This is a genomic window from Aureimonas sp. AU4 (genome assembly GCF_001463765.1).
GTDB lineage: Bacteria > Pseudomonadota > Alphaproteobacteria > Rhizobiales > Rhizobiaceae > Aureimonas.
Genome location: NZ_BBWK01000001.1, coordinates 54,269 through 77,608 on the forward strand (window position 1 = coordinate 54,269; position 23,340 = coordinate 77,608).

At 63.6% G+C, this 23,340-nt stretch carries 21 protein-coding genes; 8 read left to right on the forward strand and 13 right to left on the reverse strand.

The genetic code is table 11. The features are described from left to right. Positions 1–9: 9 nt before the first annotated feature. The 9 genes from AUL35_RS00270 to tpiA form a co-directional block, all read right to left on the reverse strand. Positions 10–492 (reverse strand): SRPBCC domain-containing protein, encoded by a 483-nt coding sequence (locus AUL35_RS00270; protein WP_062010872.1) that lies wholly within the window; start codon positions 490–492, stop codon positions 10–12. Beyond that, positions 492–1,919 carry a pyruvate dehydrogenase complex E1 component subunit beta gene (locus tag AUL35_RS00275; RefSeq protein ID WP_062010874.1) on the reverse strand — a complete coding sequence of 476 codons (1,428 nt, stop codon included), beginning with the start codon at positions 1,917–1,919 and terminating at the stop codon, positions 492–494. Before AUL35_RS00275 ends, AUL35_RS00270 begins: the two co-directional genes overlap by 1 nt. 9 nt (positions 1,920–1,928) lie before the next feature. After that, a complete protein-coding gene (gene pdhA, locus AUL35_RS00280; RefSeq protein WP_082665981.1) occupies positions 1,929–3,020 on the reverse strand; it encodes a pyruvate dehydrogenase (acetyl-transferring) E1 component subunit alpha in 1,092 nt (363 codons plus the stop codon). A gap of 143 nt (positions 3,021–3,163) precedes the next feature. Then, positions 3,164–3,496, reverse strand: a complete 333-nt coding sequence (locus AUL35_RS00285) for a septum formation initiator family protein (RefSeq protein ID WP_062010876.1) — start codon at positions 3,494–3,496, stop codon at positions 3,164–3,166. A 129-nt stretch (positions 3,497–3,625) separates the two neighbouring features. Beyond that, positions 3,626–4,903 carry a phosphopyruvate hydratase gene (gene eno / locus AUL35_RS00290; protein ID WP_062010877.1) on the reverse strand — a complete coding sequence of 426 codons (1,278 nt, stop codon included), beginning with the start codon at positions 4,901–4,903 and terminating at the stop codon, positions 3,626–3,628. 54 nt (positions 4,904–4,957) lie between these two features. After that, positions 4,958–5,791, reverse strand: coding sequence for a 3-deoxy-8-phosphooctulonate synthase (gene kdsA / locus AUL35_RS00295; RefSeq protein ID WP_062010879.1), 834 nt, complete (start codon positions 5,789–5,791; stop codon positions 4,958–4,960). A 5-nt stretch (positions 5,792–5,796) separates the two neighbouring features. After that, the gene (locus AUL35_RS00300; RefSeq protein WP_062010881.1) at positions 5,797–7,425 is read right to left on the reverse strand and encodes a CTP synthase; all 1,629 of its coding nucleotides are present in this window, start codon (positions 7,423–7,425) and stop codon (positions 5,797–5,799) included. 111 nt (positions 7,426–7,536) lie between these two features. After that, on the reverse strand, positions 7,537–8,130 hold the full coding sequence (gene secG / locus AUL35_RS00305) for a preprotein translocase subunit SecG (protein ID WP_062010883.1): 594 nt from the start codon (positions 8,128–8,130) through the stop codon (positions 7,537–7,539). 85 nt (positions 8,131–8,215) lie between these two features. Further along, positions 8,216–8,974, reverse strand: coding sequence for a triose-phosphate isomerase (tpiA, locus tag AUL35_RS00310; protein ID WP_374754470.1), 759 nt, complete (start codon positions 8,972–8,974; stop codon positions 8,216–8,218). A gap of 150 nt (positions 8,975–9,124) precedes the next feature. On the opposite strand from tpiA, the gene AUL35_RS00315 reads away from it, so the two are divergent. From AUL35_RS00315 to lexA, 6 genes are all read left to right on the forward strand, one after another. Then, positions 9,125–11,011 carry a peptidyl-prolyl cis-trans isomerase gene (locus AUL35_RS00315; protein ID WP_062010887.1) on the forward strand — a complete coding sequence of 629 codons (1,887 nt, stop codon included), beginning with the start codon at positions 9,125–9,127 and terminating at the stop codon, positions 11,009–11,011. Next, positions 11,008–12,039: an anthranilate phosphoribosyltransferase gene (trpD, locus tag AUL35_RS00320; RefSeq protein ID WP_062010889.1), complete on the forward strand. Its 1,032-nt coding sequence runs from the start codon at positions 11,008–11,010 to the stop codon at positions 12,037–12,039. Before AUL35_RS00315 ends, trpD begins: the two co-directional genes overlap by 4 nt. Beyond that, positions 12,036–12,842: an indole-3-glycerol phosphate synthase TrpC gene (trpC, locus tag AUL35_RS00325; protein WP_062010891.1), complete on the forward strand. Its 807-nt coding sequence runs from the start codon at positions 12,036–12,038 to the stop codon at positions 12,840–12,842. Before trpD ends, trpC begins: the two co-directional genes overlap by 4 nt. A 5-nt stretch (positions 12,843–12,847) precedes the next feature. Beyond that, on the forward strand, positions 12,848–13,318 hold the full coding sequence (gene moaC, locus AUL35_RS00330; protein ID WP_082665983.1) for a cyclic pyranopterin monophosphate synthase MoaC: 471 nt from the start codon (positions 12,848–12,850) through the stop codon (positions 13,316–13,318). After that, positions 13,318–14,514 carry a gephyrin-like molybdotransferase Glp gene (gene glp / locus AUL35_RS00335; RefSeq protein ID WP_082665984.1) on the forward strand — a complete coding sequence of 399 codons (1,197 nt, stop codon included), beginning with the start codon at positions 13,318–13,320 and terminating at the stop codon, positions 14,512–14,514. The genes moaC and glp overlap by 1 nt, the downstream gene beginning before the upstream one ends. Positions 14,515–14,581: 67 nt before the next feature. Then, the gene (lexA, locus tag AUL35_RS00340; protein ID WP_062010897.1) at positions 14,582–15,289 is read left to right on the forward strand and encodes a transcriptional repressor LexA; all 708 of its coding nucleotides are present in this window, start codon (positions 14,582–14,584) and stop codon (positions 15,287–15,289) included. On the opposite strand, the gene AUL35_RS00345 is transcribed toward lexA, so the two are convergent. Beyond that, complete coding sequence (locus AUL35_RS00345; protein ID WP_082665985.1) at positions 15,243–17,324, reverse strand: ComEC/Rec2 family competence protein; 2,082 nt, start codon at positions 17,322–17,324, stop codon at positions 15,243–15,245. The two genes, lexA and AUL35_RS00345, sit on opposite strands and share 47 nt — an antisense overlap. A 281-nt stretch (positions 17,325–17,605) precedes the next feature. On the opposite strand from AUL35_RS00345, the gene gltX reads away from it, so the two are divergent. After that, positions 17,606–19,027: a glutamate--tRNA ligase gene (gene gltX / locus AUL35_RS00350; RefSeq protein ID WP_062010901.1), complete on the forward strand. Its 1,422-nt coding sequence runs from the start codon at positions 17,606–17,608 to the stop codon at positions 19,025–19,027. Positions 19,028–19,173: 146 nt separating this feature from the next. Continuing rightward, entirely contained in the window at positions 19,174–20,463 is a 1,290-nt protein-coding gene (gene gltA / locus AUL35_RS00355) for a citrate synthase (RefSeq protein WP_062010903.1), read from the forward strand. Positions 20,464–20,512: 49 nt separating this feature from the next. On the opposite strand, the gene AUL35_RS00360 is transcribed toward gltA, so the two are convergent. The 3 genes from AUL35_RS00360 to lpxA are packed head-to-tail and all read right to left on the reverse strand — an operon-like array spanning position 20,513 to position 23,338. Beyond that, positions 20,513–21,661, reverse strand: a complete 1,149-nt coding sequence (locus tag AUL35_RS00360) for a lipid-A-disaccharide synthase (RefSeq protein ID WP_062010905.1) — start codon at positions 21,659–21,661, stop codon at positions 20,513–20,515. Beyond that, complete coding sequence (locus AUL35_RS00365) at positions 21,658–22,506, reverse strand: LpxI family protein (RefSeq protein WP_062010907.1); 849 nt, start codon at positions 22,504–22,506, stop codon at positions 21,658–21,660. Before AUL35_RS00365 ends, AUL35_RS00360 begins: the two co-directional genes overlap by 4 nt. Positions 22,507–22,531: 25 nt before the next feature. Further along, on the reverse strand, positions 22,532–23,338 hold the full coding sequence (lpxA, locus tag AUL35_RS00370) for an acyl-ACP--UDP-N-acetylglucosamine O-acyltransferase (protein WP_062010909.1): 807 nt from the start codon (positions 23,336–23,338) through the stop codon (positions 22,532–22,534). Between the last annotated feature and the right edge of the window lie 2 nt (positions 23,339–23,340).

Consider the following 23,340-nt stretch of genomic DNA (forward strand, 5'->3'; position numbering starts at 1 on the left):
ACGGTCCTCTCACTCGCCCTTCGCGTGGGCATCGGTGTCTTCGGCATGCGCGGCCCAGTTGCTCAGGTGGCGCGTCCAGTCGTCGTGATGGCTTTGCATGTAGGCGAGGCGATCCCTTTCGGGAGCCGCCATCCAGCCCTGATGTTCGATGGTGACAAGCGACCCATCGCCCTCCGACTCGATCCAGATCGACACGATCGTATCGAATCCCCAGTCGTCGTCCGCCCAGACCATCACAAGGCCATTCGGTGGATGGAAGGACGTCACCTGTGCCCGCACGGTCCGCCCGCGCCCCTCGGGATCAACCCAGGGGGCAACGAATTGGCCATCGGCCTTCGCGTCGAAGTCCACATGCGTCCGCCACCATTTGCGGAAGCAGTCGGGGTCCGTCAAGCACGTCCAAGTTCGCTTCGGCGTTGCCGAAACATGCCTGACGATGCGGAGCGTCCCCTCGCCGCCCTCGACGGGCGGCGAGACTTCGAGCTCGTCCATCAATCGCGGTAGCAGACGGCGCGCACCGCCTCGATCACATCCTTGACCGAGGGCAAGGCCAGCTTCTCGAGGTTGGCGGCGTAGGGCATCGGCACATCCTTGCCGCACACCTTCAGCACCGGTGCGTCGAGGTCATCGAAGGCGCGAACCATCAGCTGAGACGCGATCTCGGAGCCGATTGAATTCTGCGGCCAGCCTTCCTCGACCGTCACGCAGCGATTGGTCTTGCGCACCGAGCGCACGATGGCGTCGACGTCCATCGGCCGGATCGTGCGCAGGTCGAGGACCTCGGCGTCGATGCCTTCCTTCTCCAGCTGCTCGGCGGCTGCGACCGCGTAGGTCATGCCGATGCCGAAGGAGACGATCGTCACGTCCTTGCCCTTGCGGTGGACGCGGGCCTTGCCGATCGGCACCGTCCAATCGTCGGTCTGCGGAACGTCGAACGAATGACCGTAGAGGATCTCGTTCTCGAGAAACACGACGGGGTTCGGATCTCGGATCGCCGACTTGAGCAAGCCCTTCGCATCGGCCGCCGTGAAGGGCTGAACGACCTTCAGGCCCGGGATGTGACTGTACCACGCCGCATAGTCCTGACTGTGCTGCGCCGCGACGCGGGCGGCGGCACCGTTGGGACCACGGAAGACGATCGGGCAACCCATCTGGCCACCCGCCATATAAAGCGTCTTGGCCGCTGAGTTGATGATCTGATCGATCGCTTGCATGGCGAAGTTGAACGTCATGAACTCGACGATCGGCTTCAGTCCACCGAAGGCCGCGCCGACGCCCATGCCTGCAAAGCCATGCTCGGTGATCGGCGTGTCCACGACGCGGCGCGCACCGAACTCCTCGAGGAGACCCTGGCTGATCTTATAGGCGCCCTGGTATTCGGCCACCTCTTCGCCCATCAGGAAGACGCGCTCGTCGCGGCGCATCTCCTCGGCCATGGCGTCGCGCAGAGCCTCGCGGACGGTCTGCGTTGCAAGCTTCGCACCCGCCGGCACCTCCTCGGCGTAGTCGCCGTCGGGATCGCCGACTTCGGGATGCGACAGGCCGGAAGCGGGAACGGGCGCGCCCTTGGACTTTTCGCCGTCGCTCGCCTCGGGCTTGGCCTCCCGTGGAGCCTCGGCCTTCGCCGGTTGCGATGAAGCCGCAGCCGGCATGGCATTGGTGTCGCCAACGCTCTCACCGTCGGCAAGGAGAACGGCGATCGGCGTGTTGACCTTCACGTTCTCGGTGCCGGCCTGAACGAGGATCTTGCCAAGCTTCCCCTCGTCGATGGCTTCGACCTCCATGGTCGCCTTATCGGTCTCAATCTCCGCGATCACGTCACCGGGGGCAACGGTATCCCCCTCGTTCTTGACCCACTTGGAAAGGGTGCCCTCTTCCATCGTCGGCGAGAGGGCGGGCATCAGGATTTCGGTCGGCATGGTTCGCCCTTACTCCGCAGCCTGCGGGATGTCGTCGGCATAGATGTCGGTCCACAATTCCGACACGTCGGGCTCGGGATCGTTCTGTGCGAACTCCGCCGCATCGGCCACGATCTCGCGGACCTCCTTGTCGACGGCCTTCAACTCGTCCTCGTTCATGGCGTGGGCGCCAACGAGACGGGCACGGACCTGCTCGATCGGGTCAGATTCCGACCGCATCTTCTGAACCTCGTCGCGCGTGCGATATTTCGCGGGATCCGACATGGAGTGGCCGCGATAGCGATAGGTGAGCATCTCGAGGATGATCGGGCCCTCGCCCGAGCGGCAATGCTCCAACGCCATGTCGCCAGCCGCCTTCACGGCGCGCACGTCCATGCCGTCGACTTGAATGCCTGGAATCTTGAAGGAAATGCCGCGGTGGGCGAAATTCGTCTCGGCCGACGCGCGATTGACGGCCGTTCCCATTGCGTACCGGTTGTTCTCTATCACGTAGATGACCGGGAGCTTCCACAGCGAGGCCATGTTGAAGCTCTCGTAGACTTGGCCCTGGTTTGCGGCCCCATCGCCGAAGTAGGTGATCGAGACGGCGTCGTTGCCCTTGTAGCGGTTGGCGAAGGCGAGCCCGGTACCGAGCGAGACCTGGGCGCCGACAATGCCGTGTCCACCGTAGAAATGCTTCTCCTTCGAGAACATGTGCATAGAGCCGCCCTTGCCCTTCGAGTAGCCGGAGCGGCGACCCGTGAGCTCGGCCATGACGCCGCGCGATTCCATTCCGGTCGCGAGCATGTGACCATGGTCGCGATAACCGGTGATGACCTCGTCACCTTCCTTCATCGCCATTTGCATGCCGATGACCACGGCCTCCTGGCCGATGTAGAGGTGGCAGAAGCCACCGATGAAGCCCATACCGTAAAGTTGGCCAGCCTTTTCCTCGAAGCGACGAATCAGGAGCATGTCGCGATAGGCACGGAGTTCTTCGTCCCGACTGAACTCGACGGGCGGAGGCGGCTCGAGAGCGCGGAGCGTATCGACGATCGCGCCGGCGGCGCGTGCCTTCTCCGTCGCAACTTTGGGACTGGTCTTCGGCTTGCTGGCGGCCATGACGGATCCGTCTTCTCGCGTCCGCAGGGCGGACAGTGAAGACGACACTATCAGGTCACGCACCCAAGCAACAAGCGAATGCTCGGCATGAACCGCTTATCGGTCAAGCCTCGCAAATTGACGCACATATAACCGAAATTCAGTTACTCTTTTTGGCCGAAGAGGATGACGATCTCATCGGTGTTGGCGGTATTAAGCGTGCGACGTGCGCGTTCATCGATCATGTCGCGCTCAAGGGTGCCGTCGCTCAGCAGTTCCACTCGCTTCTCAATGCCCGTGCGCTGGTCGAGAAGGCCGTCCAGTGTCGCCTGTTTCGCCGCAAGTTCCGCACGGAGTTGAACGCCTGCCTCCGTACCATAGCGACCGCTCTCCGAATGCGTGACGAAATAGCCGAGGCAAGGCAGAGTGATGGCCGGAACCACGAGCAGCCGTAAGGGCGAGCGGCGATACTGACGTGTCTGGGTCGGAAGGCTCATGCATCGATCATCCCAAAACATCGTGAGTGAAGCGTTAAGGCCGTAATGGCCTCAGGGCGCTATGTTTGCGCTGCTCGGAACGAAAACGGGGCGCCAGGGCGCCCCGTCGACATCGAGCTCGTGACGACGTCAGCGCCCGCGCAGGATTGAGCGACCCGCGTACACCGCCTGGTCGCCGAGTTCCTCTTCGATGCGCAGCAGCTGATTGTATTTCGCAAGCCGGTCGGAGCGCGCGAGCGACCCGGTCTTGATCTGCCCGCAGTTGGTCGCGACCGCGAGATCGGCGATCGTGGAGTCCTCGGTCTCGCCCGAGCGATGCGACATGACGGCGGTGTAGCCGGCCCGGTTCGCCACGCTCACCGCATCCAGCGTCTCGGTCAAAGTTCCGATCTGGTTGACCTTCACGAGGATCGAGTTCGCGACACCCTTCTGAATGCCCTCGCGCAGGCGCTGCGAGTTAGTGACGAAGAGGTCGTCGCCAACGAGCTGAGTGGTCGAACCGATGCGATCGGTCAGGCTCTTCCAGCCGGCCCAGTCGTCCTCGGCCATGCCGTCCTCGATCGAGATGATCGGGTAGGCGCCGGCGAGCTCGGCGAGATACCCGGCCATCTCGTCGGCCGAAAGCTTCCGCTGCTCGCCTTCGAGATCATAGACGCCGTTCTTGAAGAACTCGGTCGAAGCGCAGTCGAGCGCGAGATAGATGTCTTCGCCAGGCTTGTAACCGGCGCGCTCGATCGAGCGCATGACGAAGTCCAGTCCCTCGCGTGCCGAGCCGAGGTTGGGAGCGAAGCCGCCCTCATCTCCGACATTGGTGTTGAGCCCGGCGTCCTTGAGCGCCTTCTTGAGCGTATGGAAGATTTCGGCACCCATGCGCAGACCTTCGGCAAAGGTCTCCGCGCCGACCGGCATGATCATGAATTCCTGGAAGTCGATCGGATTGTCGGCATGTGCACCGCCATTGATGATGTTCATCATCGGGACCGGGAGGAGGTGCGCGCCCGCGCCGCCGACATAGCGGTAGAGGGGAAGACCAGCCGATTCCGCCGCAGCCTTCGCGACCGCCAGCGATACGCCGAGAATGGCGTTGGCACCAAGACGGCTCTTGTTCGCGGTCCCGTCGAGCGAGCGCATCACCGCGTCGATGCGGATCTGGTTCTCGGCCTCGAAGCCGACCACGGCCTCGAGGATGTCGTTGTTGACGGCCTGGACCGCCTGCTGGACGCCCTTGCCGCCGTAACGCTCGTCCTTGTCGCGCAGCTCGACAGCCTCGTGCGCACCGGTCGACGCGCCGGAGGGAACGGCCGCGCGGCCCATCGATCCGTCTTCGAGTACGACATCGACCTCGACCGTTGGATTACCCCGGCTGTCGAGAATCTCGCGGCCGATGATGTCGATGATCGCTGTCATGGTGTCTCACCCGTTTGGAGGTTTCGCGCGAGGGCCTGACGGCCGCCCGGGCGGTTAGAAGCCCTTGGCCACAGCGTCCAGCGCCTGCAGCCGTTCGAGAAGCGCCGGCATGGCATCGAGCGGTACCATGTTCGGTCCGTCCGACGGCGCGTTGTCCGGATCTTCATGCGTCTCGACGAAGAGGCCGGCCACGCCCACTGCTACGGCGGCGCGTGACAGTGTCTCGACGAAACGGCGCTCGCCGCCCGAGGAGCCGCCCTGCCCGCCCGGTTGCTGGACGGAATGGGTGGCGTCAAAGACGATCGGCGCGCCGGTCTCGGCCATGATCGGAAGCGCTCGGAAGTCGGAGACGAGCGTATTGTAACCGAACGAGGCGCCGCGTTCCGTCAGGAGGATCGTATCGTTGCCCGAGTCGAGCAACTTGCCGAGGACGTTTCGCATGTCCCACGGCGCCAGGAACTGGCCCTTCTTGACATTCACCACCCGTCCGGTCCGTGCCGCCGCGACCAAGAGGTCGGTCTGACGGCAAAGGAAGGCTGGTATCTGCAACACGTCGCAGACCTCCCCCACTTCCGCGCACTGCTCGGCTGTATGAACGTCCGTCAGCACCGCGACGTCGAACTCACGTTGAACCTCGTCGAAAACCGGCAACGCGCTATCGAGGCCGATGCCCCGGCGGCCGTTCATGCTGGTGCGGTTCGCCTTATCGAAACTCGCCTTGAAGACGTAGCCGATGCCGAGATCGCTCGTGATGCGCTTCATGCGTTCGGCGATCATCATGGCATGATCGCGGCTTTCCATCTGGCAGGGGCCGGCGATCAAGGCGAAGGGTCGATCCTGAGCGAAGTCGACGCCGCGCAGGGTGATGCGGGAACGAGGTTCGATCATGGGGCTCAAACCAACCGCGACCGCTCGACGGCGGCGGCGATGAAGGACGCGAAGAGCGGATGCGGCTCGAAGGGCCGCGACTTGAGCTCCGGGTGATATTGAACGCCGATGAACCAGGGATGGTTCGGCAATTCGACCGTCTCCGGAAGGAGACCATCGGGCGACATGCCCGCGAAGCGCATGCCGGCCGCTTCCAGACGGTCGCGATAGGAGCGGTTGACCTCGTAGCGATGGCGATGGCGCTCGCGGATGGCGGTATCGCCGTAAATCTCGGCGATACGCGAACCGCTAGCGAGCTTGGCATCGTAGGAGCCGAGTCGCATCGTGCCGCCAAGGTCGCCCTCGGCCGCGCGCTGCTCGAGTTCGTTACCCTTCATCCACTCCGTCATGATGCCGACCACCGGCTCGTCGGTCGGACCGAATTCGGTCGAGCCGGCGTGTGGAACGCCCGCAAGGGATCGCGCCGCCTCGATGACGGCCATCTGCATACCGAAGCAGATGCCGAAATAAGGAACGTTGTGCTCACGGGCGAAACGCGCCGCCTGGATTTTCCCTTCCGACCCACGCTCGCCGAAGCCGCCTGGAACCAGGATGCCGTTGACGCGCTCCAGATACGGCGTCGGGTCTTCCTTTTCGAAGACTTCGGACTCGATCCAGTCCAGCTTGACGCGCACGCGATTGGCGATGCCGCCATGCTGCAGCGCCTCCATCAAAGACTTGTAGGCGTCCTTGAGGCCCGTGTACTTGCCGACGACGGCGATCGTGACCTCGCCTTCCGGGTTTGCCACCGCATCGACGACCTGATGCCAACGTTCAAGCTTGGGCTTGGGCGCAGGGTCGATGCCGAAGGCGGCCAGAACCTCGGTGTCGAGCCCTTCCTTGTGGTAGGCAATCGGCACGTCGTAGATCGTCGCGACATCCAGCGCCTGAATCACGGCCGTCTCGCGCACGTTGCAGAAGAGGCTCATCTTCCGCCGCTCGCTCTCCGGGATCGGGCGGTCGGCGCGCACCAACAGGATGTCGGGCTGGATGCCGATCGAGCGCAGCTCCTTGACGGAGTGCTGGGTCGGCTTGGTCTTCAGCTCGCCTGCCGACGCGATGTAGGGCATGAGCGTCAGGTGAATATAGACCGCCCCGCCGCGGGGCAGGTCGTTGCCGAGCTGGCGGATCGCCTCCATGAACGGCATCGCCTCGATGTCACCCGCCGTTCCGCCGATCTCGCACAGAACGAAGTCGTAGTCCTCGTTGCCTTCCAGAACGAAGCTCTTGATGGCGTCCGTGACGTGCGGGATGACCTGGACGGTCGCGCCGAGGTAATCGCCGCGACGCTCCTTGGCGATGATCTCCTGATAGATCCGCCCGGTCGTGATGTTGTCCATCCGGTTGGCGGACCGACCGGTGAAGCGCTCGTAGTGGCCCAAGTCGAGGTCGGTCTCAGCGCCGTCGTCGGTCACGAAGACCTCGCCGTGCTGCGTCGGACTCATCGTGCCCGGATCGACGTTCAGGTAGGGGTCGAGCTTGCGCAGGCGGACCCTGTAGCCGCGCGCCTGCAGAAGCGCACCGAGAGCCGCCGAGGCGATGCCTTTTCCAAGAGAGGAAACCACGCCGCCGGTGATGAAGATGTATCGCGCCATGGGCCTTCCCGATACTCGCTTGGGCTGGATTCGGCCAGCCGAAAAAGCGGGCCGCGAACGAAAACGGGGCGCCGAGGCGCCCCGTCGTGGACGTTTGGGTGACGAAAAGGTCTAGGGATTCGTCGGTGCCGGCGTGGTCGTGCCTGCCGCCGGCGCCTCGACCGGAGGAACGGTCGGCGTGACGGTTGCGTTCGGCGCTTCCGGCGCGGGGTTCGCGGGAATGGTCCCGGTGGACGGCGCGCTCAGCGCTGCCGCACCGGTCGGTACCCCGCTGCTCTGTGCGGGTGCGGCCGGAGCGGCAGCCGGTGCAGCAGGAGCCGTCGTCGGCGCGGCGCTTCCCGTGCCCGTCGGAACCTGCGGACTCGTAGGCGCCGCGTCCGGCAGCGGGCCAAGCTGGTCCAGCAGATTACCCTGACTTCCAGCCGGAGCGGCACCACCCTGCTGGGCCGGGATGCGGTCCAGAATGTCGAGCGGATTGTTGCCGCCGTAGCGCGCAAGGATGCCGAGCGCCATCGACGTGATGAAGAACAGTGTCGCCAGGATCGCGGTCGTGCGCGTTAGCACGTTGGCGGCGCCGCGCGCCGTCATCAGGCCGCCACCGCCACCCCCCATGCCGAGGGCGCCGCCTTCCGAGCGTTGCAGGAGGACCACCACGACGAGCGCGAGCACGATCAGGAGGTGGACGACGATCAGAACAGTTTGCATGGAACGGACGCGCAATCGCTGGAAAGGTTGCGCGCCTTCTACATGACAGCTCCGGGAACGCCAACCCGGGGCTTGACGCCCCCGCTCATCGCTCCCGAGCCAGCCTTGCGATGGCGAGAAAATCCTCCGCCTTGAGGCTTGCGCCACCAATCAGCGCACCGTCCACATCATCGACAGCGAAGAACTCTGCGGCATTGGAAGGCTTGACCGACCCACCGTAGAGAATGCGCACGCGCGAGGCAAAGGCGTGGCCGAAGCGTAGCGCCAAGCGGTTGCGCAGAAAACCATGGACTTCCGCCACATCGTCTGCGGTCGGGGTCTTGCCGGTACCTATCGCCCAGATGGGCTCGTACGCGATCACGAGCGCTTCCGGCGTCGCCTCGTCTGGAACGGAGCCGTCGAGTTGGCGGCCCAAGACGGTCAGCGTCTCCTTGGCGTCGCGTTCCGCTTCGCTTTCACCGACGCAAATGATGGGCTGCAGATCCGCCCTGATGGCGGCCTGCGCACACGCTCGCACGTGATCGTCACTCTCCCGGTGATCAGACCGTCGCTCCGAGTGCCCAAGTATCACGTATTCGGCACCCGCCTCGCGAAGCATTTCGGCCGACAGATCGCCGGTATGCGCGCCTTTCGCGTTGTGATGACAGGTCTGCGCGGCGACCCTGACCTCGTTTGGAAGGCGATCCCGCACGGCGGAGAGAAGCGTCGCCGGCGGCGAAACAAGGAGTTCGCCCGGTCCCTCTTCCCCACGTGCGACCGCGGCCGCAATCGCATCGATCTCCGCCAGTTCCGCACGCATGCCGTTCATCTTCCAGTTACCTGCAATCAGGAGACGTCGACCCATTCCCATCCTCCGCTGACGATCGGTGGCTTGGCTAGCAGTCCGATACGCGAAGTCAAATCACGCCCGGCTGCTGTCAGGCTTTCCTTCAGCGGGTGAAATGCCTATTGCCGTCGTTCAAGATCGTTCCACAGACGCGGGAGTACGCGACCGATGATGAAGCAGATGCGCCGTGGCGCCTCCGGCTGGGTGGCCAAGCTCTTTCTGGGTGGCCTCGCCGTCAGCTTCGTCGGCTGGGGAATTGCAGATTTCCTACGTCCGCGCGGGGCCGGCCGCGATGTGCTGACGGCCGGATCGACACATGTCTCGGTCTCCCAATACCAGACCGCCTACCAGCAGGGACTCCAGACGCTGGCGAACCAGATCGGTCGCCGCCCGAGCGCGGAGGAAGCGGAAATCTACGGCGTCGACCAGCAGACGCTAGCGATCCTCTCGTCGACAGCGGTTCTCAGCGAGGAGGCGCGGCGCTTGGGAATGGGCGTCGGCGACGATGGACTCGTTCGCCTGATCCAGGAACAGCCTGCCTTCCAGGATCAGGTCGGCAATTTCTCGCGCCAGCAGATGCGCACGGTCCTTGCGAACGCCGGGTACTCGGAGACGAGCTACCTCGCCGAATTGCGCAACGAGGCCGAGCGGGGCCAACTCCTCGACAGTGTTTCGACCGGCGCATCGGTTCCGGCTGTGTTCGTTGATGCCCTTGGCGCCTATGGCGGCGAGCGGCGAGATGTCTCCTACATGCAGTTGCAACCGCAGGCACCCGAAACGATCCCCGAGCCCAATGCCGATGAGCTCGACGACTACTTCACCGAGCATCTCGAAACCTACCGTGCGCCGGAATACAGGACGATTGCCTTCGTCGATCTATCGACCGACGCGATGGCCGATCCGACGTCAGTCAGCGATGCCGACGTCGCCGCTGACTATGAGAAGGATAAGGCGCGCTTCACGACGCCGGAACGACGCCTCGTGCAGCAGGCCGTGTTTGCTGACCGCGCGGCCGCCGATACCGCTTATGCCGACATCGCAGCGGGCCGGACGTTGACCGAGGCCGCGCAGGCGCGCGGAGCGAACGTCACAGACCTCGGGCTGGTGCCGAAGACGGCGCTTCCCGCCGGCGCGCTGGCCGACGCGGCCTTCGCTGCCGACGTCAACAAGCCGAGTGCGGTCATCGATGGACCGTTCGGTTCGACGATTGTGAGCGTGACGGAGATTCGTCCCGCCGAAACCCGGCCGCTCGCCGATGTCGCCAACGAGATTCGCACGGAGCTCGCTCGACGAGCTGCGAATGAGCGCCTGACCGCCGCCTACGATGCGATCAGCAATTCGCTCGGCAGTGGCGCTCCGCTCGCGGAGGCGGCGAGCCAAGCCGGTCTGACCGTGCGCACGATCGAAGCTATCGACGCGCAGGGACGCGCCACCGACGGTAGCGATGTCTCCGGCATCCCGGACCAGGCGCAGTTCCTCCGTTCTGCGTTTCAGGCCGAGCCGAACACGACAACGACGCCGATCAATTACGGCGGCACGAATTACGTCTTCTACTCGGTTTCCAACGTCACGCCTTCGAGCGATCGCAGCCTCGATGAGGTGCGCGATCGGGTCGTCGCCGCGTGGCGGACCGACGAGGCGCAGCGTCTCCTCGTCGAGCGTGCGGAGGCCTTGGCTGAACGCGTCCGGAAGGGCGAAACGCTCGCGGCAGTGGCGGCGGCCGAGGGGCTGACCGTGCAATCGGCTCCGGCGGTGACGCGTACGAGCGGAACTGCCATTCTTGGAGAGGCCGGTACTCGGGCTGCGTTCTCCGGGCCCCAAGGAACCGTCGCGCAAACTCCGGCACTCGCGTCCGGCGATGCGATCGTCCTCCAAGTCGATGCGGTCGTGCCGGTTGCTGACCCGACGGCTCAGGTTAATGCGCAAACGCGTGACTCGCTTTCGGCGACGTTGCGCAACGATCTGCAGCAGGGCTACGTCGAGACCCTTCGCCGCCAGATCCCGGTTGAGCTTCATCCTGCGACGATCGCGCAGGCTCGGTCGAACGTGCGATGAACCAAGGTCTCAAGCCGCTTCTCTCCAAGGTTGCGGAAGGCAACGCCCTCGACCGCGGCGAGGCGCGTGCAGCGTTCTCGATCCTGATGTCAGGCGAGGCCACCCCGACGCAGATCGGGGGGCTTCTGATGGCGCTGCGGGTGCGTGGCGAGACCGTGCACGAGATCGCGGGCGCGGTCGACGTGATGCGCGCGAACATGATCAAGGTTCACGCTCCCGCGGACGCGATCGACATCGTGGGTACGGGCGGCGACCATGCCGGCACGCTGAACGTATCGACCTGTGCGGCTTTCGTCGTGGCAGGCTGCGGGGTGACGGTCGCGAAGCACGGCAATCGAGCACTCTCTTCCCGATCGGGTTCCGCAGACGTCCTCCAGGCGCTCGGCGTCGAGGTCGATCTGACAGCAGATGCGATTTCACGCGTGATTGCCGAGGCCGGCATCGGCTTCATGTTCGCACCCAATCATCATGCGGCGATGCGCTTCGTCGGCCCAAGCCGCGTCGAGCTCGGCACGCGAACGATCTTCAACATGCTCGGCCCATTGGCCAACCCGGCCTCGGTACGCAGGCTTCTGGTCGGCGTCTACGCCCCCGAATGGGTCCGGCCCGTGGCCGAGGCGCTCCAGGCCCTGGGCGCCGAGAATGCTCTCGTCGCCCATGGAGAAGGTCTCGACGAGATGACTGTCTGCGGATCGACGCGCTTGGCCCATCTCGATCAAGGGGCGATCACGGAACGGTCGATCACGCCGGAAGATTTGGGGTTGGAACGGCATCCTGTCGCTACCATCATCGGCGGCGACGCCACACACAATGCCGCGGCGTTGCGCGCTGTACTCGATGGTGCGCCGGGGGCCTATCGGGACATCGTTCTTCTGAATGCGGCCGGCGCGCTTCTGGTCGCGGGCCGTGCAAGTGGATTGCCAGAGGGTATGCTCATGGCGAGGGACGCGATCGACGACGGCCGAGCGCGGTCCGCGCTCGAGCGGCTGATCGACGTCTCGCGCGCTTTGAAGGAGATGCCGCGATGACCGACATCCTGGCCCATATCGAGACCTATAAGCGGCGAGAGATTGCGGCCGCCCGTGCCCGTATCCCGCAGCGCGAGATCGACGAGCGGGCGCGTCAGGCCGGTCCCGTTCGCGGATTCACGCGCGCATTGCGGGCACAACACGACGCCGGACGTTTTGGTTTGATCGCCGAGATCAAGAAGGCGAGCCCGTCCAAGGGGCTGATTCGCGCCGACTTCGAGCCAGCGAAACTGGCCGAGGCCTATGAGCGCGGCGGTGCGGCATGCCTCAGCGTGCTGACGGACGCACCCTCCTTTCAAGGACAGCCGGATTATCTGGCTGAGGCTCGCGACGCCACGCGGCTTCCCGCGCTGCGCAAGGACTTCCTGTTCGATGTCTATCAGGTGGCGGAGGCTCGCTCCTGGGGTGCGGATGCGATCCTGATCATCATGGCGGCCGTCGATGATGGACTAGCTCACGAACTCGAAGCCGCAGCCGCGGAATGGGAACTCGACGTGCTCGTCGAGGTGCATGACGAGGCAGAGACCGAACGGGCACTCCGGCTGCGGTCACCGCTGATCGGCGTCAACAACCGAAATCTGCGAACATTCGAGACTGACCTCAGCGTCAGCGAACGGCTGGCAAGTCTCATTCCCGCCGATCGTATTCTCGTCGGAGAAAGCGGCGTTGCTACGAACGCGGACTGCCGCCGGCTGGAGCGTTGCGGGATGCGCAGCTTCCTGGTCGGCGAGAGTCTGATGCGACACAACGACGTCGAGTGGGCAACACGCATGCTTCTTTGCGGCGAAGGAGCGTTGGCTTGACCGAAATGCGACTAACCCATCTCGACGCGACCGGAGCGGCCACAATGGTCGACGTTGGCGAGAAGAGCGAGACCGCGCGTTCCGCACGAGCCGAGGCCCTTGTCGTCATGCAGGCCAAGACACTTGATCTGATCCGCGACGGCAATCTCAAGAAGGGTGACGTTTTGGCCGTCGCGCGCGTTGCCGGCATCATGGCTGCAAAGCGCACGTCCGACCTTATCCCTCTTTGCCATCCGCTCATGCTCGAGAAGGTCGCGGTCGATTTCGAATTCGAGCCTGCGCTGCCGGGGATCCGCATCCACTCGGAGGTCCGCCTTTCCGGTAAGACTGGAGTCGAGATGGAGGCGCTGACGGCAGCCATCATCGCGGCGCTGACGATCTATGACATGGCGAAGGCTGTCGATCGGACCATGACGGTCACGGCGGTCCGTGTGGTCGAGAAAAGCGGCGGCCGGTCAGGCGACTGGACGGTCTGATGCTGTCCGTCGACGAGGCGATCGCGGCCGTTCTGTCGGACGTTGAGCCGCTTCGCGAATTCGAAACTGTCGAGTTGCGGAGTCTGGCGGGGCGCATGACGGCGACCGACATCATCGCCCAGCGCACGCAACCGGACTTCGCCTCCTCGGCCATGGATGGATACGCCGTACGCGCGGCCGATGTCACTCCAACGCGCGCGCTGCGGCTCGTTGGAGAATCTGCCGCCGGATGCCGGTTTCACGGAAAGCTATGTGGCGGCGAATGCGTTCGCATCTTCACCGGAGCACCCATACCGGATGGTGCCGACGCGGTTGTCATTCAGGAGGATGTTGACCGCAGCGGCGACGCTGTGCGGTCCTTGATTCATACAATGCCCGGACGACATGTGCGCCCGCGCGGTAACGACTTTCATTTGGGAGACGTGCTTGTGCCGGCGGGCACGCGACTTGGCGCGGCCTCGATCGCACTGGTCGCGAGCGGGGGTCATCCGATGGTCAACGTGCGCCGCCGCCCTCGAGTCGGCATCCTTTCGACGGGCGATGAACTCGTGCTTCCAGGTAGGCCGGTCGGCCCCGATCAGATCGTCGCGTCCAACATCTATGGCATCGCTGTTCTCGCCGAGCAGGCCGGCGCGCAGGTGTTCGACCTCGGCCTTGTTGGCGATCGAATGGATGATTTGACGCGAGCGCTGGACGACGCGCTGGCGACACGGCTCGACATCCTCGTCACCATCGGCGGTGCGTCCGTTGGCGACCGGGATCTGATTGCTCCGGCCCTGCGGGACCGAGGCGTTTCGCTGGATTTCATGAAAGTCGCGATGCGACCCGGCAAGCCGCTGATGGCTGGTCATACAGGCGAGACACGTGTGCTCGGTCTGCCTGGAAATCCCGCGTCCTCCCTTGTAACGGCGACGCTGTTTCTCGCACCTCTGATCCGCGCGATGCATGGCGAAGCCCGAGGGTTACAGCGGCAAACCGGTCGCCTTTCCCAGGATCTGCCGGCAAACGATCACCGAACAGAGTTCATGCGAGCCCGCTTGCATGCTTCGAAGGACGGATGGATCGTCACGCCCCTGCCCCGCCAAGATTCCTCGCTTCTTTCCATCTTCGCCCAGGCTGATGCTCTTCTCGTCCGACCTTCGAATGCGGAAGCGGCGATCGCCGGCGATGTCTGCGAGTTTCTCCCGCTCGCCTGACGTCTTGCGGAACACATGCGGAACAGATACCGTTTGTTCAGGGTTTGTTTTGTTCGGGAATCACGAGATGCTCACGCGAAAGCAGCATGAACTGCTGGTCTTCATCCAGGAGCGTCTTCAGGCCGTTGGTGTGCCGCCTTCCTTCGATGAAATGAAGGATGCGCTCGACCTCAAGTCGAAATCGGGCATACACCGCCTTATCACCGCTCTTGAGGAGCGGGGTTTCATCCGGCGTTTACCGAACCGCGCCCGCGCGCTTGAAGTGATCAAGTCACCGGACTCTGGTCTGAGCCCCAAGCCCGCGCAAGTCGTCGATCTGACGTCCGCCCGCAAGTCTCGGCAGGATGCCTTGGAGATGTCGGAGCGTCGGAGCGTCGTTGCCGAGAACGAGTCGATGTCGATCCCCGTCATGGGTCGTATCGCCGCTGGCGTTCCAATTTCCGCCATTCAGCAGAACACGCATTCCATCGCGCTGCCGGCAGACATGGTTGGGCTCGGTGAGCATTACGCGCTGGAGGTGAAAGGCGATTCGATGATCGAAGCCGGCATCCTGGACGGTGACACGGTTCTCATTCAGCGCACCGACAGCGCTTCGGCTGGAGAAATCGTGGTGGCGCTCGTTGACGACGAAGAGGCGACACTGAAGCGTTTCCGGCGGAAGGGGAACATGATCGCGTTGGAGGCTGCAAACCCGGCCTACGAGACTCGGGAGCTTGGCGCGAGCCGGGTCAAGGTGCAGGGCCGGCTGGTTGGGCTGATCCGACGCTATCACTAGACTGCACGGGTTCAGCGTTCGGCTTCGTGTCTCGGCGCCAGAACTCGGGCCAAGGCGCTTTCCGGTGGACGTTCCATGGTTGCCTCTCGGCGTCGACCGACGGCTGGACGACGACTTGGTCACCCAAGCGGTAGATACCCAAACTGCCGGAGGGACGCGGTGTTCGCAGCGTCGCCAGTATGGCACCATTAGGGCAGGTCGACTGTCGAATGGCGCGGGCGACGATTGCGACATCCGCATCCGTGCATACAGCGGGCCATCGGCGCCAGTCATCCGTCCAACTGATGCGAACTCCCGAACTCGACCGTGCGCGGCAGACCCCGTCCGAGCAGATGAAAGCCTTTTCGGTATCGGCGACGCGCGAATAGACCCGAAGCCACTGCTCGGTCACGAAGCGGTTCGGACGATCCGATAACGAGGTGAGGCGACCATCCATGCTCAGAAGGGCCAACTGCCGGCCGTCTTCGAAGAGAACAGCCTGAGGCTCTGGACCGGGTTGCAGCAGAAGAAGGCCGCCGACGGTCAGCGGCAGGCATAGCCAGCGTAAGCGCGACGCCATGAACGACAGCGTCAGAACGGCGAGGGTGAAACACACGAGGCTTGTTCCGCTGATGCGCCCCGTGGGCTGATCAGGTAGCCACGAAGCCAGATGGCGGGCGACGGCGAAGGAGAGTTCCAGCCCCTGTCCCATGGCCAGGAGCGGCAATCGTTCGAGCCCGAGGGGCATCAGCAGTGCCGCGATGAGCGCAAGCGGCATCACCCAAAAGCTGAAGATCGGCGTTGCGACGACGTTAGCGATCAGCCCGAAGGGCGCGATGCGTTGAAATTGGTAGACGCCGTAAGGCGCCGTCGCCATGCCGGCGATCAGGGACGACAATGCCGCAGCCGTCAGCGCAAGAAGCACGGAGCGAGCAAACGACCGCTCCGCGGCGCCCCGTGCACGGTCCCGCTCCGAACGCCATCGGGTATAGGCGCCGAAAGCGCCGACAAGCGCCGCTGTTGCCGCAAAAGACATCTGGAACGTCGGCGTCAGAACGACATGCGGCGATCTCGCCATCACGATGAGCGCCGCTAGCGCGACGTTGCGCAGTGTAAGCGAGGGACGATCGATGAGCACGGCGCCGAGCATCAACAGGATCATGATGAACGAGCGTTCCGTCGCTGCGTTGTCGCCGCTGAGGAGCATGTAGAATGTCGTCGCAGCCAGAGCGGACAGAGCCGCGATCTTGCGGATAGGCCAGCGAAGGGCGATGCGAGGAAAACAGGCGAGAAGGCTGCGCACGGCCACCATGCAGAAACCTGCGACAAGCGCCATGTGGAAGCCCGATATCGACAGGATATGAGCAAGGCTCGTCGCTCGCAGATCGTTTTCGATGTCCTGCGGGACGCCCGCTCGCTCTCCCGTGATCAACGCCGAAGCGACGGCGCCGGCCGGCCCGGTCAGGACTCCCCGTATGCGTTCGCCCATTGCGAGGCGCAGGGTCGCAATACGGTCCTCGAAATCGAGGTCACCGGCGTTGGTTTCCTCCGGAGAACCCAAGGCGAAGCCATAGGCACCCAGCCCGTCGAAGAAGGGGGCGAAGCTGAAATCGTGGCCGCCAGGGTGAGCCGGCCCAGCCGGCGGTCGCAGCCGGACGAGGCCGCGGTAGAGAGAACCGATCGGCAATGGCCGATGCCTACTCGACACCAGAATGCGCACACGTTCCGGGGGTCGGGATAGGGTTGGCCGTTCCGTCGATAGGACGTCCAGCACGTATCTCTGGCGACCGCGCTCATCGACCTCGCGGCTACGGACTCGCCCAACGAGGCGTGTCGTTGTCTCACCGGAAAGGATCGTCGTCCCGGTATTCCAGACTTCGATTCTCGCGGCGGCCTGCCCTAGAAGAAACCCAGCGGCAACGACGGCGAGAACCGAGGTGGACCCTCGACGTCGATTGACGGCCTGAAAGCTCACAAGGACTGCAAGTGCTATCGCGATGAGCGGCACTGGGAAGGTTGCGGCTCCCGAATAGGTGGAGGCAATGCCGAACCCCATCGCAATGGGCCAGAGCGCGAAGCCAGAGCGCGAGGCACGTTCACGTTCGACGTATCGGTCGACGGTCGAAGCGAGCCGGCTCCAGCCGCTGCGCCATGCACGACGTCTCCCGTTCGACGCTTCCGATCCGATCTCAGTTGCCGACACGCCTTGCTCCGCTTGCCCCCAAGCCCTCCTATGCTACACACCCGCACATCGTACGGGTCGCCTCCCCGCGGCCGAGAATGAAGTCATCCACCGACAAAACCGTCGATGGTGGCCTGCTGCACAACCGAGGCCCTATGGTTGCACCTGTCGTCACGCGCTTCGCGCCATCCCCCACCGGCTATCTGCACATCGGCGGAGCGCGAACCGCGCTATTCAATTGGCTTTATGCCCGCCACACTGGCGGGCGCATGCTGCTGCGCATCGAGGATACCGACCGCGAACGCTCGACCGAGGCGGCCGTCGACGCCATCATCGAAGGGTTGCAGTGGCTTGGGCTCGAGGCGGACGAACCGCCTATCTCGCAGTTCGAGCGTGCCGCACGTCACCGCGAGGTCGCGGAAGAGATGTTGCGTTCAGGGAAAGCGTATCTCTGCTTCGCGACGCCCGAGGAGCTTACGGAGATGCGGGAACGCGCGATCGCGGAGAAGCGTCCCCCACGGTATGACGGCCGCTGGCGCGACCGCGATCCGTCCGAGGCGCCAGCCGGCGTGAAGCCGGTTATCCGTATCCGTAGTCCGCTCGAGGGCGAGACGCTCGTGCGCGATGCAGTCCAGGGTGACGTGCGCTTTCCCAACAAGGATCTCGACGACTTCGTCCTGCTCCGCTCGGACGGTACACCTACCTATATGCATGCCGTCGTCGTGGACGATCACGACATGGGCGTCACGCACATCATTCGCGGCGACGATCACCTGACCAATGCCGGTCGTCAGACGCTCATCTACCAGGCGATGGGTTGGGCCGTGCCGGTTATGGCCCACATTCCGCTCATCCACGGGGCAGACGGCGCAAAGCTTTCGAAGCGGCATGGGGCGCTAGGCGTCGAGGCGTACCGGGCGCTCGGCTACCTTCCGATTGCATTGCGCAACTATCTCGTCCGCCTCGGCTGGAGCCATGGCGACGACGAAATCATGACGACCGACGAGATGATCTCCTGGTTCGAGATTGCGGACATCAACAAGGGTGCCGCCCGGTTCGATTTCGCGAAGCTCGATGCGATCAACGGCCATTGGATTCGCGCCACGCCTGATGCGGACCTCGTGGACATGCTTCTGCGCGACCGCGACCTGTTCGCCAACGGCTCCGTTCTCCGTGCTACCGATGATGATACCACGCGTCGTTTGCTGACAGCGGCCATGCCCGGCCTCAAGGAGCGAGCCAAGACACTCGTCGAACTCATCGATGGCGCCTCCTTCCTGTTCGCGCAGAGACCCATTGTGCTGGATGAGAAGGCTCGGACGATTCTGTCCCCTGACGGTCGAGCCATTCTCGCTGACGTAATGCCCCGCCTGGAAGCAAACACAGCGTTCAATGCGGACGATCTGCAGATTTTGGTGACAGCCTATGCCGAGGAGAAGGGTCTCAAGCTTGGCAAGGTCGCGCAGCCGCTCCGCGCGGCGTTAACGGGGCGTTCGACCTCGCCGGGCGTGTTCGACGTGCTGGCGGTGTTGGGACGCGAAGAGGCTCTGGCCCGTTTGAATGATCAGTTGCGCTGATAGCCCCATTGCTTGGGCATTGCGGTGCAGCATCTTCCGTGATCAAAACTTGCTCGGCGTCCGCCTGCTTCGTGGGCAGGAGCTGGGCACTCTGACTCCCGCCTCCCGGCGGTCAGGTCCACGCATATATCCGGAAAGGGACATCGATGACGGAATCTGCGAAGTTCGTCCTTGGCGACAAGAACGCGGAGCTGCAGCTCCGGCACGGCACGATCGGTCCCGATGTCGTGGATATCGCGGCGCTCTACAAAAACACCGGTCTGTTCACCTACGATCCGGGATTCACGTCGACGGCATCCTGCGAGTCCAAGATCACCTACATCGACGGCGACGAGGGCGTGCTGCTCCATCGCGGCTACTCGATCGACCAGCTGGCCGAGCGCGGCGACTTCCTGGAGACCTGTTATCTCCTGCTCTACGGTGAGCTGCCAACGGCCTCCGAAAAGGAGGACTTCGTCTATCGCGTGACCCGGCATACGATGGTCCACGAGCAGATGTCGCGCTTCTATACGGGGTTCCGCCGCGACGCCCATCCGATGGCGGTCATGGTCGGATCGGTCGGCGCGCTGTCCGCCTTCTATCATGACTCGACGGATATCACCGATCCGCACCAGCGGATGGTGGCGTCGATCCGCATGATCGCCAAGACCCCGACCCTGGCCGCGATGGCCTACAAGTACCACGTCGGCCAGCCGTTCGTTTATCCGCGAAACGACCTGACTTACGCGGAAAACTTCCTGCATATGTGCTTCGCGGTTCCGTGCGAGCCTTATCACATCAACCCGACGCTCGCGAAGGCGATGGACCGGATCTTCATCCTCCATGCCGACCACGAGCAGAACGCTTCGACCTCTACCGTGCGTCTTGCGGGATCGTCGGGCGCCAATCCCTTCGCTTGCATCGCCGCCGGCATCGCCTGCCTTTGGGGCCCAGCCCATGGGGGTGCCAACGAGGCCGCTCTCAACATGCTCGGGGAAATCGGCACGAAGGACCGCATCCCTGAGTTCATTGCTCGGGCGAAAGACAAGAACGATCCCTTCCGCCTCATGGGTTTCGGTCATCGAGTCTACAAGAACTACGACCCGCGCGCCAAGATCATGCAGCAAACCTGTCACGAGGTGCTCGACGAACTCGGCATCAAGGACGATCCGCTGCTCGAAGTCGCGATGGAACTGGAGCATATTGCCCTCCACGACGACTACTTCATCGAGAAGAAGCTTTATCCGAACGTGGACTTCTATTCGGGAATTACACTCAAGGCGCTCGGGTTCCCGACCGAGATGTTCACGGTGCTCTTCGCCGTCGCACGTACGGTCGGCTGGATCGCTCAGTGGAACGAGATGATCGAGGACCCCCAGCAGCGCATCGGCCGTCCCCGCCAGCTTTATACGGGTGCTCCGCGCCGTGACTATCTTGCGATCGACCAACGCGCCTGATGGGCGATGGGATACGCGAATGAACATAAGGGGCGCCTTGCGGCGCCCCTTATGCGTTTGCGACGCGCAGGATGATGTCGACTGCTGCGTCGGCCGGGGGACGCTCTACGATCATGTTGCGGCGGATTTCTGCAAATCCCGCCTGCTGCGCGTGGCGTTCCGGCGTATCCGTGAGAAGCCTGTCGAGGCGCCGAGCGAGAGCCTCCGGGCGGATCAACTCATGGAAGTGCTCGGGAACGAGCGGATGGCCGGCGGCGAAGTTGGGCAGTGCGGCGGTCCAGCCTGTGATGAGATGGCGGAGCAGATAGCTGATGGGATCGAGCCTGTAGGCCAGCACCATCGGGACACCGGCCAAGGCGAGTTCCAGCGACACGGTTCCAGATGCCGCCAGGGCAGCATCAGCCCGAGCGAAAATCTCCCATTTCTCCGTCTCGGTGGTCGTGATCGTTGGCTTGAACGTCCAGCTTGCGAGTTCCCGCTCCAGTACCGATCGAACGCGCGGAACGACCGGCAGTGAAACCTGCAGATCCGGATGAAAGTCGTGCAATCGCTCGACCGTGCGTCCGAAGTCGCCCATGAGGCGCTGAACTTCGCCGCGACGAGAACCCGGCAGGACGACGAGGTGCGGCGGATGCTGCGCTGGTTTCATTCCAACTGCGCCGTCGCGTTGCATGATGCTCTGCAGCCCCGGATGGGAGAGGAGCGGATGGCCGACGTAAGTCGCAGCGGGTCCGCCGTGTTGCGCGAGCACCTCCGGCTCGAACGGGAAGAGGCTGATGCTGTGATCGACGGCCCGTGCGAGAGTTTCGGCTCGATGCGGCCGATACGCCCACACCGCCGGCGGCACGACGTTGATGATGCGTGCCGCGGGCCACGCCTTTCGGACACCGAGTGCCACGCGATTGGTGAAGGTGAAGCTGTCGATTGTCACGATGACGTCCGGCCGCTCCGCCAGAAGAAATCGTATGGTCTGCCGCAACCGAGCGTAGAGTTGAGGAAAGCGCGCGACGATCGCGCCAAGACCGACGATCGAGAGTTCCTCGATTGGGAACAGACTGCGAAGACCCAATTCCGCCATGGCGCGACCGCCCAGGCCGATCGGTTGAAAGTTCGCGCCGAGGCGTTCTCGCAACGCGATTGCAATGTCGGCACCGATGCGATCGGCCGAATCCTCGCCGAGCACGAAAGCGACCTTCAAGGCTGGTTCCCGTCTTCCAGACCCACCAAGAAGAGGCCCTGCTCGTCGAGCGCGAAAAGGACATCCTCTCGCCCGATGATGAGCGACCGTCCTGCGGTCAATCCAATACCGCATAATCCGGCCGCAGCAGCCTCGCGAACTGTTTCCGTACCGATGCTCGGCAGGTCGAAGCGCTCGTCCTGCTGTGGTTTGAAGGCCTTGAAGAGTACGCAAGGTTCTGAGCGACCTATGCGTCCCCGCGAGCGCAGGTCTGCGACGCGTTCGAGCATCTCACGCGTTCCCTCGATCCCTTCGAACGCGATGACCCTGTCGGGAGACGCCACCGCCGCTTGTCCGGCATCCAGTTCGCCGAGCCGGACAGCCGCCTCATGGGCTCGCTGTGTCGCCGCGAGTTCGTCTGCGGTCGGCTTGCGAAGCGAAGCGGGGCCGATCGGCGTGAGAAGTTCGGGGACGATGGATTGAACCGATGCAACTTTGAAGCCGCGACGCTCGAACGCTCCGCCAACCGCTCGAAGCAAACTGTCATCGCCGCCGCGAACGATGCGGAAGATTTCCGGGAGCATGAGCAGTGTGCGGACGCTGGGCAGAAGCGAGCGGAAGTCCGGCCTGATGGAGATCGTGCCGCAAAAAACGACGTGGGACACACCGTTCGCACGAAGAAAACTGAAGACGTCCCCAGTCCGCGCCCAATGGAAGTGACGGTGATCGTAGTCGGCCCAACCTTCGGACATTCCGTCCGCGATCGGTACGACGAGCGGCGAGACTCCTTTAGCCGAAATCTTTTCGGCGACGATCCTTGGAAGCAAGCCACCGCCTGCCAAGATCGCTATGCGACCATCCGCCATCAGAGCGCCATCGTCCTGATTTGCGTCAGCCAGGGCGAACGCTGCGCGGGAAGCAGATCGCCCTGTCGCCCCCTGCCCGAATGAAGCCAAGGAGATCTTGCACAAGCGGATCGCTGGGGAACTCGGTCTCCACCTCTTCGATATTCTCGCGGAAAGTCGAGTCATCGGAAAAGAGCATCCGGTAGGCCTTCCGGACGTTTCGGATCGCCTCGCGGTTGAAGCCTGCACGCTTCATACCGATGACGTTGAGACCGGACAGATAGGCGCGATTGCCCAGCACCATGCCGAATGGGATGACATCGCCTTCGACAGCCGCCAAGCCACCGATATAGGCATGATGGCCTATGCGCGTAAACTGATGGATGCCGGACCCGCCCGCGATCGTCGCGAAGTCTCCGACCGTGCAATGACCCGCCAGCATGACATTGTTGATGAGCGTGACGTTCGACCCGAGGTGGCAATCATGCGCTACATGGGCGCCGGTGAAGAACGAGCAATTGTCTCCGACCGTCGTCTCCGCACGACCCTGCACCGTTCCCGGGTTCATCGTGACGTGCTCGCGGATGAGGCAATTGCGCCCGATGACGAGGCGTGTCTCCTCGCCCTGATATTTCAGGTGCTGCGGATCGTTGCCGATCGCCGCGAAAGGAAAGATACGCACCCCTTCGCCGATCGTCGTATGACCTTGAAGAACAACATGGGACCGGAGAATGGCGTTCGGACCCAGGCGAACCTGAGGTCCTACGATGCAGAAAGGGCCAATCTGCGCCCCGTCCCCGATCTCGGCACCCGCCTCGATGATGGCCGTGGGATGGATACGTGTCCCGCTCATTC